Source organism: Pedomonas sp., assembly GCF_036515995.1.
Classification (GTDB): domain Bacteria; phylum Pseudomonadota; class Alphaproteobacteria; order Sphingomonadales; family Sphingomonadaceae; genus Pedomonas.
Genome location: NZ_DATBUP010000084.1, coordinates 1 through 11118, shown reverse-complemented (window position 1 = coordinate 11118; position 11118 = coordinate 1). Strand labels below are relative to the sequence as shown.

General features: G+C 64.4%; 16 protein-coding genes and 1 pseudogene. 15 read left to right on the top strand and 2 right to left on the bottom strand.

Going from position 1 to position 11118, the window contains the following annotated elements:
- The 11 genes and pseudogenes from VIG90_RS06700 to VIG90_RS19925 all read left to right on the top strand — a co-directional run.
- Positions 1 to 352: pseudogene (locus tag VIG90_RS06700) on the top strand (hypothetical protein); the annotation flags it as partial.
- 87 nt (positions 353 to 439) lie between these two features.
- A complete protein-coding gene (locus VIG90_RS06695) occupies positions 440 to 1150 on the top strand; it encodes a hypothetical protein (protein WP_331592712.1) in 711 nt (236 codons plus the stop codon).
- Entirely contained in the window at positions 1150 to 1710 is a 561-nt protein-coding gene (locus VIG90_RS06690; protein WP_331592711.1) for a hypothetical protein, read from the top strand. Before VIG90_RS06695 ends, VIG90_RS06690 begins: the two co-directional genes overlap by 1 nt.
- Positions 1710 to 2105 (top strand): DUF6950 family protein, encoded by a 396-nt coding sequence (locus VIG90_RS06685; RefSeq protein ID WP_331592709.1) that lies wholly within the window; start codon positions 1710 to 1712, stop codon positions 2103 to 2105. Before VIG90_RS06690 ends, VIG90_RS06685 begins: the two co-directional genes overlap by 1 nt.
- Positions 2105 to 3886, top strand: a complete 1782-nt coding sequence (locus tag VIG90_RS06680; RefSeq protein ID WP_331592707.1) for a phage tail protein — start codon at positions 2105 to 2107, stop codon at positions 3884 to 3886. The genes VIG90_RS06685 and VIG90_RS06680 overlap by 1 nt, the downstream gene beginning before the upstream one ends.
- 49 nt (positions 3887 to 3935) lie before the next feature.
- Complete coding sequence (locus VIG90_RS06675) at positions 3936 to 5024, top strand: hypothetical protein (protein WP_331592705.1); 1089 nt, start codon at positions 3936 to 3938, stop codon at positions 5022 to 5024.
- A 71-nt stretch (positions 5025 to 5095) separates the two neighbouring features.
- The gene (locus tag VIG90_RS06670) at positions 5096 to 5446 is read left to right on the top strand and encodes a hypothetical protein (RefSeq protein ID WP_331592704.1); all 351 of its coding nucleotides are present in this window, start codon (positions 5096 to 5098) and stop codon (positions 5444 to 5446) included.
- Entirely contained in the window at positions 5439 to 5561 is a 123-nt protein-coding gene (locus VIG90_RS06665; RefSeq protein WP_331592703.1) for a hypothetical protein, read from the top strand. Before VIG90_RS06670 ends, VIG90_RS06665 begins: the two co-directional genes overlap by 8 nt.
- Entirely contained in the window at positions 5554 to 6096 is a 543-nt protein-coding gene (locus VIG90_RS06660) for a glycoside hydrolase family 108 protein (RefSeq protein ID WP_331592702.1), read from the top strand. Before VIG90_RS06665 ends, VIG90_RS06660 begins: the two co-directional genes overlap by 8 nt.
- Positions 6093 to 6521: a hypothetical protein gene (locus VIG90_RS06655; RefSeq protein WP_331592701.1), complete on the top strand. Its 429-nt coding sequence runs from the start codon at positions 6093 to 6095 to the stop codon at positions 6519 to 6521. The genes VIG90_RS06660 and VIG90_RS06655 overlap by 4 nt, the downstream gene beginning before the upstream one ends.
- Complete coding sequence (locus VIG90_RS19925) at positions 6460 to 6609, top strand: hypothetical protein (protein ID WP_422662182.1); 150 nt, start codon at positions 6460 to 6462, stop codon at positions 6607 to 6609. Before VIG90_RS06655 ends, VIG90_RS19925 begins: the two co-directional genes overlap by 62 nt.
- 199 nt (positions 6610 to 6808) lie before the next feature.
- Here the strand turns inward: VIG90_RS19925 and VIG90_RS06650 are convergent, their stop codons facing one another.
- On the bottom strand, positions 6809 to 7051 hold the full coding sequence (locus VIG90_RS06650) for a hypothetical protein (RefSeq protein WP_331592700.1): 243 nt from the start codon (positions 7049 to 7051) through the stop codon (positions 6809 to 6811).
- 288 nt (positions 7052 to 7339) lie between these two features.
- Here VIG90_RS06650 and VIG90_RS06645 point away from each other — a divergent pair, with 288 nt between their 5' ends.
- From VIG90_RS06645 to VIG90_RS06630, 4 genes are all read left to right on the top strand, one after another.
- On the top strand, positions 7340 to 7633 hold the full coding sequence (locus VIG90_RS06645) for a hypothetical protein (protein WP_331592699.1): 294 nt from the start codon (positions 7340 to 7342) through the stop codon (positions 7631 to 7633).
- Between the two features lie 161 nt (positions 7634 to 7794).
- Entirely contained in the window at positions 7795 to 8508 is a 714-nt protein-coding gene (locus VIG90_RS06640; RefSeq protein ID WP_331592698.1) for a ParA family protein, read from the top strand.
- A gap of 17 nt (positions 8509 to 8525) precedes the next feature.
- Positions 8526 to 8945 carry a hypothetical protein gene (locus VIG90_RS06635; RefSeq protein WP_331592697.1) on the top strand — a complete coding sequence of 140 codons (420 nt, stop codon included), beginning with the start codon at positions 8526 to 8528 and terminating at the stop codon, positions 8943 to 8945.
- Between the two features lie 43 nt (positions 8946 to 8988).
- Positions 8989 to 10023 carry an SPOR domain-containing protein gene (locus tag VIG90_RS06630; protein ID WP_331592696.1) on the top strand — a complete coding sequence of 345 codons (1035 nt, stop codon included), beginning with the start codon at positions 8989 to 8991 and terminating at the stop codon, positions 10021 to 10023.
- Between the two features lie 81 nt (positions 10024 to 10104).
- Here the strand turns inward: VIG90_RS06630 and VIG90_RS06625 are convergent.
- Positions 10105 to 11118, bottom strand: a 1014-nt coding sequence (locus VIG90_RS06625; protein WP_331592695.1) for a dihydroorotase, incomplete at its 5' end; no start/stop codon positions are given.

Here is an 11118-nt window from a genome sequence, read left to right as displayed (position 1 = left end):
CATTGCCCCCGGTGAAGACAATGTCTTTGCCCGGATGATGAAGGGCATTGGCAGCATCTTTGGCGGCTTCTTCGCCGATGGTGGCAACCCGCCGGTGGGCAAGGTCTCGGTCGTTGGCGAGCGGGGGCCTGAACTGTTTGTGCCGCGCTCGGCTGGGACGATCATCCCGAATGGCGCGCTGCAGGGGATGGGCGGTGGTGGCGGGGTGGTCATCCATCAGACCTTTGCTCCCACCTTTGCCGGTAACGCCGCCACGCGCGAGGAGGTCTACATGATGGGCCGCATCGCCAAAGAGCAGGCTATCGCCGGGGTCCGAGAGGCAATGTCGCGGAGGGGCTCATGGAGGCGATGACGACCGAGGAATTGCTCGCGCGGGTCAAGGCGCTGGAAGCGCTGGCGGAGATGGTGAGTCCGGCCGCGCCGCAGCAGGACGACGCCAATGGCTGACATGGTTTGGCCGGACGATCTCCAGCCCTATGCGGTGTCCTTCTACTGGCAGACGAACAGCATCGTCCACGAGAGCCCGTTCACGCGCCAGACGCAGGTGCTCGGGCGCTCGGCGCCACGCTGGGTTGCAAAGCTGTCGCTGCGCGGCGGGGCTGGGGGCGTTACGCGCAGGCACGAGAAAGGCGCACGGCTTGAGGCGCTGCTCATGCAGCTGCGCGGGCCGCTCGGCACTGTGGAGCTCTGGGACTTCAGGCGGCCAGGTCCGGGCGCCCCGCTGCGGACCTACGATCAGTATGCAGCGAGCGTGCCAGTGACGTTTTGGTCCGACTCCACGTCTTTCGATGACGGGACCGGCCTGGTGGTGACGTCTGTAGGGGCACCTACGGTATCCGGCGTCGAGGCAGGAGGCACGAGGCTAGCACGCACCGGTATCTGGCCGGGCACCTCTCCTCACCTTGTGGGGGACTATGTTGATGTCGGCGATGGCCGGCCGCACATGATCACCTCGGTCACCCCAGCGGATATAGACGGCAAGCTGCTTCTGACCTTCGAGCCTCCGGCTAAAGTCGCCGCCCCGGCTGCCCGCATCGGATTCGAAAAGGTGAAAGGCACCTTCCGCCTCACCAGCGACGACGCTGGCAGCAATCCAACGGACGTTGCCGGATTCGCGACCTATGAGCTGGATCTTGTGGAGGTGCTGTAATGGCGCGCCTGCTCTCTGCCGACCTTGCCAAGGAGATCGAGAAGCCAGTCCTGCGGCCGTTCTTCGCTGTCTACATCGGCCTCGATGATCCGGTAGCGGCGTGGACTGGAATCGGCACGCTGTCCTTCGGCGGCCGGGACTATTTGGGCACCGGCGCGCTGGGCAGCATCGGCACTGTGGGCGAGGGCACGGACGGGGCCGCCGTGGGCATTTCCGTCGGCCTCTCTGGCATTGACCCCTCGTTCTCCGAGGACATCCTGGGCCAGGCCTATCGCGGCAAGCCCTTTGAGCTTTACGTGGGGGCGCTGGCGGAGAACTGGCAATCGGTTGTCGCCCCTCCGAAGCGCATATGGAAGGGACGTGTTGATACCGTGGACGTGACAGATGGCGACCAGCTTGCCGTATCGATCACGGCCGAGAGCCGGATGCGCGACCAGGGACGGCCCCGCATCCGGCGGCTCACCAACGCGGAGCAGCAGCGCCGCTATCCGGGCGACCGGTTCTTCGAATACCTCGCCCAGATGGTGGAGGTCTCGATCCTCTGGGGGAAGAAGTCCTGATGCGCGTGCAGGGATGGGAACGGCGGCTTGGTGACGTGCTCGGCCGCTGGCAGGCGCGCGCCCATGGCTGGGATGCCACGTGTGCTGACTTTGCCGCAGATGTGGTGGAGGCGGTGTCCGGTCGCGATATTCGCCCGCCCATCGGTTTGCCGGTCCGCTCGGCGCGGGAGGCGGCGGCGCTCTACAGGCGCGCCGGTGTGGCCACGCTGGCCGGAGCGGTAACGGCGGTTTTGGGCGAGCCCGTGCCGCCGCGCCGAGCGCACCGCGGCGATATCGTGGAAGCAGCGAAGGACGCGGCGCTTGGGGTATGCCTGGGCGACCGATGCGCCTTCCTCGGAGACAGGGGTCTGGTCGCGCTCCCGCTTCAAGCCGCCGGCAGAGCTTGGAGGGTCTGATGGGGAAGGTGGTCAAGTCGGTGGCGTTTGTCGGCGCGGCTGTCGCAGTCAATGCCATTCCAGGCGTCGGGCAAGCGCTAAGTGCGGCAATGGGCGCGAAGCTGTTCGCAGCGGTGAGCACAGGCCTGGTCGCGATGTCCGTTGCATCTGGCCTGTCTGTAATCGGCGGGGTGCTCGGCCTCGGCCCCAAGATCCCGCGGCCCAGCGCCGATGTCTCGCCGCAAAGCTACCGGCAGGCGGTTGGCCAAGCCAGCATCATCTATGGCCGGGCGCGCGTCGGCGGCCTGATCAGCTTCTATCACGCCGTGCAGGGCGCCGAGGACTACCGCTACTTTGTCATCGCCATTGCCGGCCACCCGATCCGTGCGGTCACCAAGGTCTACCTGAACGACGAGCAGGTGACGCTCGACGCCTCCGGCAAGGTGATCAGCGGTCGGTATGCCAATGCGGCGTGGATCTGGCCGGAGCTTGGCGGCGAGAATGCTGTGGCCAGCGCGATCTTCGTCAGCGAGTGCGGTGGGCGGTGGACCAGCGCTCACCGAGGGCAGGGAATCGCCAAGCTCTATTGCAAGTTCCACCTGACTGAGGACGTGGTCGCTGAAGGCTTTCCGAACATCACGGTTGAGGTCGAAGGCAAGGCAGACGTGTACGATCCGCGGACTGGCATGCGCGGGTACACCAACAACGCGATCCTGTGCATCTACGACTGGCTGCGTTTGCCCCGCGCCGACGGCGGCTTTGGAATTGACGACGATGAGGTGGATTGGGATTTTGTGGCGTCCCAAGCCAACATCTGCGACGAGCCCGTGCCGCTCAGGAGCGGCGGCCTGGAAAGGCGCTATACCCTGGATGGGGTCATCACCACCGGCGCCGCGCCGGACGAAATCAGGGACAGCCTGCTAACATCCTGCGCTGGCGAGTTCACTGACTCCGGCGGCGTGTTCAAGGTCCACGCCGGCGCCTACCGTGAGGCATCGGCGCGGCTGGAGGAGGGCGACCTGGCGGCCTCCATCAGGGTCGCGCCCCTGTCGCCCGGCGATCAGATCGCCAACGAGGTGCGGGGTACATTCAACGACCCGGCCCAGAAATACCAGCCCACTGAATATCCGAGCCGCGCCCTCGTCACGACCGACGACCAGCGAACGCTCGACCTCGACCTGCCGTTCACCAAGAGCCACACCATGGCGCAGCGCATAGCGAAGATCATGCTGATGCGGGCGAGCGCCGAGCGCACCGTGACATGGCCCATGAACCTGAAAGGCCTGGCGGTTGAGGCGTTGGATACGGTGACGCTCGCCACGCACCGCTATGGCCTGGCCAACTATGCATGGAAGGTCGAGAGCTGGAATCTGTCGGAGGACTTTTCTGTAGTGCTCCAGTTGCGTGAGGAGAGTCCGGACTTCTACGAGTGGGATCCGATTGTCGACGAGCAGGATCTACCGAGGGCGACGGGGACGATTCAGCAGCCTGCGGGTGCATTGACCGGCGCGGGCGGGCCGCCGACTGGGATGGTGGCAACTGCAAGTAATCCGACGCAGATTCAGCTCGATTTTACATTGCCAGCGACGCCGATGGTCGTCGGCTTCGAGATTTGGCGCTCGACGACAAACAGCTTCGCAACCGCGTCTCTTGTGCTCGCTGACGTGGGGTATCCCAATATGGAAGTGTCGGAGCCAATGAACGGTCTGGCGGACGGCACAACCTACTACTTCTGGGCCCGTGCGCGCTTTGGGACGGGCGGACACTCGCCAATGGCGACAGCAGCAGCAACAACACTCTGAGAATGCCGCTGGCGGAAAGGGGTGCGGCCCCTTTCTCTTTGGAGGACTTATGGCACTGATTGATTCTATCCTGCAGGATGGCGTGAACGTTTCGAAGAATTTGCTGCGCGCCTATCTGGGCGCGGGAGAGGTGGGCAACCCGCGGCGCCATGGGGCCAAGGGTGACGGCGTGACGGACGACACAGCCGCATTTAGCGCTGCCGCTGCGAGCGCTCCCAATGGCATTGTCGTCGTACCGCGCTCGGCGGCGCCCTACGTCGTCAATGCCAGCGTCGCCAATCCGTCGTCGATCTTCATCTTCGAAGGCGGGCGGGCTGCGCTGGCCGGGACGGCGACCGCGAAACAGCTTCGCGCAGTTTTTCTTGGCCAGACCACAGAGCTCAGCAGCGACGTCAATATTGGCGGGGTCCCGATCGCCGACGGCCTGCGGAGCGGCAAGATCGAAATTGTGGCGGGGGTCATCCGTCAGGACGCGGAAGACAAGACCAAATGGAATTACATCAACGACGCAGGGCACGTCCCCATCGGCGTGACCGGTACCTATGCACTCGCCACAGGGTCAGAAATTCTGGTGCGCTTTGCCAAGACATACAAGCGCGTGCTCTCGATGGTGATGGGGCCGGACGAGCTTCTGTCGAACCGGCATGGGATGTCAGTCGGTGCCAGTGTCGGCTTGAGCACCATGACACTGAAGGCGTCCATTGAGAAAACGCTGTCTGCCCGTGTGCATTGGGACAGCGTGCAGTGGCAGGTTGCCTACGGCGCGGGCCAGGGCAGCACGGCCGATAACGGGAATGTCAGCATCACCGGAATTAACATTCCGTCGGCTGGCACTGTTCAGATCGACCACACCCCGTGTCCCGGGAACAACGTTTCGGTGATCCCGAATACGCGAGGTGGCGTGGTGATCCCGTATATCCCCGCATTGCGCGGCATCACCGACACCCAAATTGCCATCAACTACATCAACCCGGCAACGGACACACTGCGGACTGACGCGACAGCAACCACGCGCATGTCAATGCAGGTGAACAAGTCTTTCCGGGGTGGCGTCCTTTTGGACGGCACGGGGGGCAGCGACATGTACCGCTTCAACCTGGGAAACATCTGGTTCTTCGGAATCATGGAGGTGGCCTGATCCGCCGCACTGCAACCGCCGAACAAGCCGCCGCTCCTGAGCGGCTTTTTTTATGCCTGAAAGGAGCCGGCATGAAGCTGGACGATCTTATCCTCTGGCTGCTGGCCTGGGGAGGGAGCCTTGCGTTTGCCGGGGCGCGCATGGGCTTCATTCTCTTCGGCCTGTCCAGCGACCCGCCCGATGACCCCAAGGCGCGCGACGCATGGGAGCGCAAGCGGCGCTGGCTGATCATCTCTGAGCTGTCGGCCCTGCCGGCCTTTGCCTCGCTGGCGATGGTGGTGGGCCGCATGCGGGACTGGCCCATTGAGGGCATCATCCTGTTCAGCATGATCCTCGGCGCGGTGGGCTTCGCCTTCTTCCTCGATGCGCTGCAGGCGATCCTGCGCCGGCGACTTGGCCTGACGGAGAAGTCGGGTGCCTGAGGTCATCATCATTCTTGGACTTGGGTTCGCGCTCGTTTCGGCGGGCGCGCTCGGCATTGCATGGAAGCACGGCGCTGAATGCGACCGGTGTCAGGGAGGGGATACCTATGAGTAGAGTTGACGCGATGATTGAGCGGCTGCTCGGCCGTGAGGGCGGGTATGTGAACCACCCGAACGACCGGGGAGGGGAGACCATCTGGGGCATCACAGAAGCCGTGGCGCGGGAGTGTGGCTATCACGGCTCGATGCGGTCCATGCCCCGAGATGAAGCCATCCGCATCTACCGCAGGCAGTACTGGGAAGCCCCGCGCCTCGACCACGTGGCGGTCCGTTCCGAGGCTGTTGCGGAAGAGCTTTTCGACACCGGCGTGAACATGGGCCCGGCTGTTGCCGTCCAGATGCTCCAGCGGGTGCTGAATGCGCTCAACCGGCAGGGCACGGACTATGCCGACCTTAAGACTGATGGCCGGATCGGCATGGCCACGCTGGCGGCACTGACCGCGTTCCTGCGCATCCGGGGCAAGGAAGGTGAGACGGTTCTGCTCAAGGCCCTGAATGGCCTCCAGTGCGAGCGGTACATCGATCTGGCCGAGCGGCGACCGGCGAACGAATCCTTTGTCTACGGCTGGATCAAGGAGCGGGTGGCATGATGGCGCTGCCGTGGTGGGGCAAGGCGCTGGGTTTTGCTGGCACCGGCATGGCCTTGGCGATCGGGGCGAAGCTCTGTATCGGGCACCACGAATCGGCAGCCTTCAAGCGCGGCGAGTTGGCCGAGCGGGCGAAGTGGGAGAAGGTGCAGGCCGAGCGCCAACTCCAGTTCCGCGAGAGGGCCGACGTAGCCAGCGAAAAGGCAGCGGAGCGCGACGCCGAGCGCGAGCGCGTGTTCATCCCCATTGAGAAAGAGGTCATCCGCTATGTTCAGACGGAGCCTGCGACTGTCGTTTGCCTTGATGATGCTGGCCGCAGCATCCTGCAGCGGGCCATCGAGGCAGCCAATTCCTCAATTGCCGCCGGTGCCAGCCAAGGCAGCCCAGCCGTGCCCGCCGCTGCCGGACGCGCCGGTGACGGCCGGTGAGGTTGTGGACTGGGGTATGACGGTGACGCGGGCCTATGCGGACTGTGACGGCAGGCGGCGGACGCTGGTCGAAGCGTGGCCGGGCTGATCTGCCGGGCTTCCACCGGCTGCGGCCTTGGCCCCTTGCGGCTTAGCTGTACCTCTGCCGTTTCGGCTGCCCTCGCATCTGTCCGGGCTCACCTTGGCGGCCATAGCTGTGCGGCGTTTACTTGGCCATCGCCCATGCTGTGCTTTTCACGCCGCCGCAGCCCCAGCACTATAGCGGCCCACCGATTCACGGCCAAGCCTCAAGCAGCCGCTTGGGCTGCCTCCCACATCGCGTCCAGCTCTTCCTGGCTGGCGCGCTCAATGAAGCGGAAGGCGAGGGCCGTCCGAGGTTCAATCGGCTCTTCCCCCGCCTCCCATCTCAGGACCGTGCGCTTTGTGACGCCGAACAGGAGACCAAGCCGCTCTTGGGTCAGCTTGAGCCCGGAAACCCTCCGGCCTTTGCGGATCGCCTTAGCCTCGTCCGGGCTTATCCTGTTCAACATCGCTCTTCCCCTCTGCCATCCCCGGGGAGCCTTTCGACTCCCCGGGGGCTGGCTCTTACTTCCTCCGCCGGATCTTGATCGTGATCTCAATCCGGCTTAGGATTAGGGCCAGAAGGAGCAGCAGGTCCATTTGCATCTTCCTTCTGGAATCAGCGGGAGCAATCCCACCAATCACCGGGTCGCCTTGTGCTGCCCGGTGATTTTGTTTTAGCGCACCTTGACTATATTCGCAATGAAAAAGCGACATGCATGGCACTTTTTATGTGCCATCTTGTGTGATTGTTCGCCATGTGTTCTCTCTGGCGCATGGGCAAGAATGAACCCCTCATCCCCGCCTGGGTCCGCACTGTCGGCGCGATGCGCGAGGCAGGCGTGCGCGTGCGCTGGTCGTGCCGCACCTGCGGCCAGTGGGGTGACGCCGATCTGGCGAAGGTCGAGCAGGCGAAGGGGCCGGGGTTCTCTCTGATCAACCGGCGGCCCCGTTGCCGCCAGCCGGGATGCTCCGGCCACGTCCTGCTGCTCTACTCGCCAGCCGCGGGCACGCCGTTCCGGCCGTTGCAGTGGAGCAGCGAGCGGATATAAAGTTTTCCTTATGTCCGCAAGTTATTGATTCGAATATGTCAAGTTTTCTCGTTAACTTGGCGCTAACTATCTAAAAAATTTAGATGATCTAGTAACACTCTCTTAAAACTCTGCTTCTCATAGTTGAGGTTCGAATGCCTCAAGAAGGGGAGGAGAGATCCATGCGGGTTATCGCATTTGCATCTCAGAAGGGTGGTTCGGGGAAGACCACGCTCAGCGGCCACATCGCCGTTGAGGCCGAGCGGAATGGCGCCGGCCCGGTGGTCATGATGGATATCGACCCGCAGGGGTCCCTGGCCGACTGGTGGAACGAGCGCAATGCGCCGACGCCGGCGTTTGCCCAGACCAGCGTCAGCCGATTGGCCGCAGACTTAGAAGACCTGCGCAGCCGGGGCTTCAAGCTGGCGGTCATCGATACGCCGCCCGCCATTACGCTGGCTATTCAGACGGTTGTCAGCGTTGCCGATCTGGTTGTGATCCCGACTCGCCCTAGCCCGCATGATCTGCGCGCTGCCGGTGCGACGGTGGATCTGGTGGAGCGCTCCGGCAAGCCGCTGGTGTTCGTGGTCAATGCGGCAACGGCGCGGGCCAAGATCAGCTTCGAGGCGGCGGTGGCGCTTTCGCAGCACGGCACGGTGGCACCGGTGATGATTCACAACCGCACTGACTTCGCGTCCAGCATGATTGACGGCCGGACGGTGATGGAAACCGACCCGAACGGCAAATCCTCAAAGGAAATCGAGCTGCTGTGGGGGTATCTGGCCGACCGGCTGGAAAAGAATTTCCGCCGTACCGTATTCCAGCCGCGTCAGGCCTTGCCTGCGCAGGTGGTTGCGCCCAAGGCCGGGTTCGGTCGCAAGGCCGTTGGCGCCTGACACAGGGGAGCAGAGCCATGTTGGAGCCAAAGCCCGCCGCTTCCCTGACGGGCAGCCTGCTGGTCCGCAAAGGAGAGGCCCGTCCGGCACTGACGCCCGGTCTGGTGCTGGAGCCGATGGAAGGCGTAACGCCACGCCAGCCGATCACGCTGCCGCGACCGGAGCACAAGCCTGCTCTTATCGAGGTGAAATCGGCAGAGCCCAAGAGCAGCGAAACCGCACAAGGCGCGGCCAAGCAGAAAGCCGCACCGGCCCAGCGCGGTCAGAGAAGGGTGGCCTTCACGTTCCGCCTCGATCCGGAGCGGCACCTGAACCTGCGCGTGGTTGCCATTTTCCGCCGCACCTCGGCCCAGAAAATTCTGGAGGAGGCACTGGATCGGTATCTGGAGATCGCAATGGCGGAAGATCCCTCATCGAAGCAGCCGCTGGCGGTCTAAGGACGGCGGAGCATCCTCCGGTTGCAGTCTCGGGTATGAGGGCATGACGAGCATCAGACAGGTTTTAATACTGGCGGCGGGTGTTGCCGCCGTTGCCGTGCTGGCAGGCTGTTCCGGGCGCAGCTGGATGGTGGCGGACGGCGCTCCGCCCGTCATGCAGCAGGGGGTAAACGCGGCCTCAGACGGTGCAGCGGCCATGAAGGCCCTGGCATCAGGCCGCTTTGCCGAGGCAGCAGAGTTGAATGCGGCGCTGCTCGCTGGAAATCCTGAAAACCATCAGGCGCAGCTGGGCTATGCGCTGGCGCAGATCGGGCTGGGCCAGGTTGGGCAGGCCGTGCCCCGCCTGCGCGCTCTGGCCTCGGCTGACGGAGTGCCTGATCCTGATGTCGGGCTGGCCCTTGCATTGGCCGGTCAGCCGCAAGAGGGAATCGCCATTTTAGAACAGGCGGCGTTGCAGCCAGAGGCGAGCCAACGTGTTCGCCAGAACCTTGCTCTTGCCCTTGCCCTTGCCGACTCGTGGCCGAAATCCCGCATGATCGTCGAGCGTGATTCTGGCCGGGCGCAGGCAACGAGACAGCTGACTCAGTGGGCTGTATTGGCGGCTCTGCCGCCTCAGGACCGGCTGGCAAGTTTTCTTGGAGTGGTGCCTGTTCGTACGTCAGCCACGCTGGCTCATGCCGCGCCGCCGCTGCTTGTGGCGACTGCCCCCACACAGTCGAAGGTGATGGTCGCGCAGGTCGAGCAGGTTGCAACTGCCTCGGAGGCCGTGCCTGCCGACGCTCCTGCGCCCGCTGTAGCGGCCGCCAAGGCAGTGGAGCAGGCCGTGCCGCTGAAAGGCGAAGGCTGGGTTGTGCAGCTTGCTGCCGTCCGTCATGCAGAAAACCTAGAGGCAGGATGGAACAGCCTGCAGGCGCGCTTTCCCACTCTGCTTTCCCGGTATACGCCGCAGGTGACAGAAGGGCGGGAATGGAATCGCCTGACCGTGGGCGACTTCAGAGGGCGTGAGGAAGCCATGGCCGAGTGCCAGACGCTGCGCCGCCGTGGCATTGATTGCTTCGCCCGCAGAGCGGACGCTTAAGGCCCCATAATCCTGATATGAAGAAGGCGCGGTCCCAAGGGGGAGCCGCGCCTTCTCCTGTGTTTCGTGCACTCAGGCGTTTCAGGCGCTGAACACGTCCACACCGTCACGCCAGAGGCCGCGCACGCGGCCCTGCACCGCCATGCGATCGAACGGGGTGTTCTTCGAGACGGACTTGAGGTTGTCCACTTCGATGCGCCAGGGTGCGCCGGGGTCGAGCAGCAGCAGGTCAGCCGGTGCGCCCACTGACAGGCGGCCATTGTCTAGCCCGAAGATGCGGGCCGGTGCGCCGGACAGCTTGTCGAGCAGTTGCCCGAGCGTCAGCGTGCCGTTGTGAACCAGCGTGAGGCTGGTAGCCAGCAGGGTCTCCGAGCCGACCATGCCCGGTGCGGCCTGAGCGAACGGCAGGCGCTTTTCTTCCTGCGTACGCGGATCGTGACCGGAGGCGATGATATCGATCGTGCCGTCGCGCAGGCCCTCCACAACGGCCAGCCGGTCCGCTTCCGAGCGCAGCGGCGGGGAGAAGCGGGCAAAAGTGCGGAAGCCCGAGACGGCGATCTCGTTCAGCAGGATGTGAGCCGGCGTGACGCCGCAGGTGACCTTCACGCCGCGCCGTTTGGCGAGACGCACGGCCTCGATGGACTGGGCGCAGGTAACCTGTGCGATGTGCAGCCGCGCGCCGGTGGCCTCGGCGAGGCGGATGTCGCGCTCGACCATCAGGGTTTCGGCCAGCGTCGGATGGGCGGGCAGGCCCATGCGCTGCGCGAACTCGCCCTCGGTAGCCGAGGTGCCCTTCACCAGACCGGGGTCTTCGGTATGGGTGATGACCAGCGCGTCAAAGCCGGTGGAGTATTGCAGCAGGCGCAGCATCACGCCGGTGTGGGTGATGGCAGTGCGGCCGGTGGCGACAGCAGTCGCGCCGGATGCGAGACCAAGGCCGATTTCCGCCAGTTCCTCGCCACCAAGGCCGCGGGTGGCGGCCACGAGCGGGCGCACCTTGATGCGCTTCTGGCCCAGACGATAGGCGCGCTCGATGACGGCGGGATCGTCGAGAACCGGGTTCTGGTCCGGCATCAGGCAGGTGGTGCCAACGCC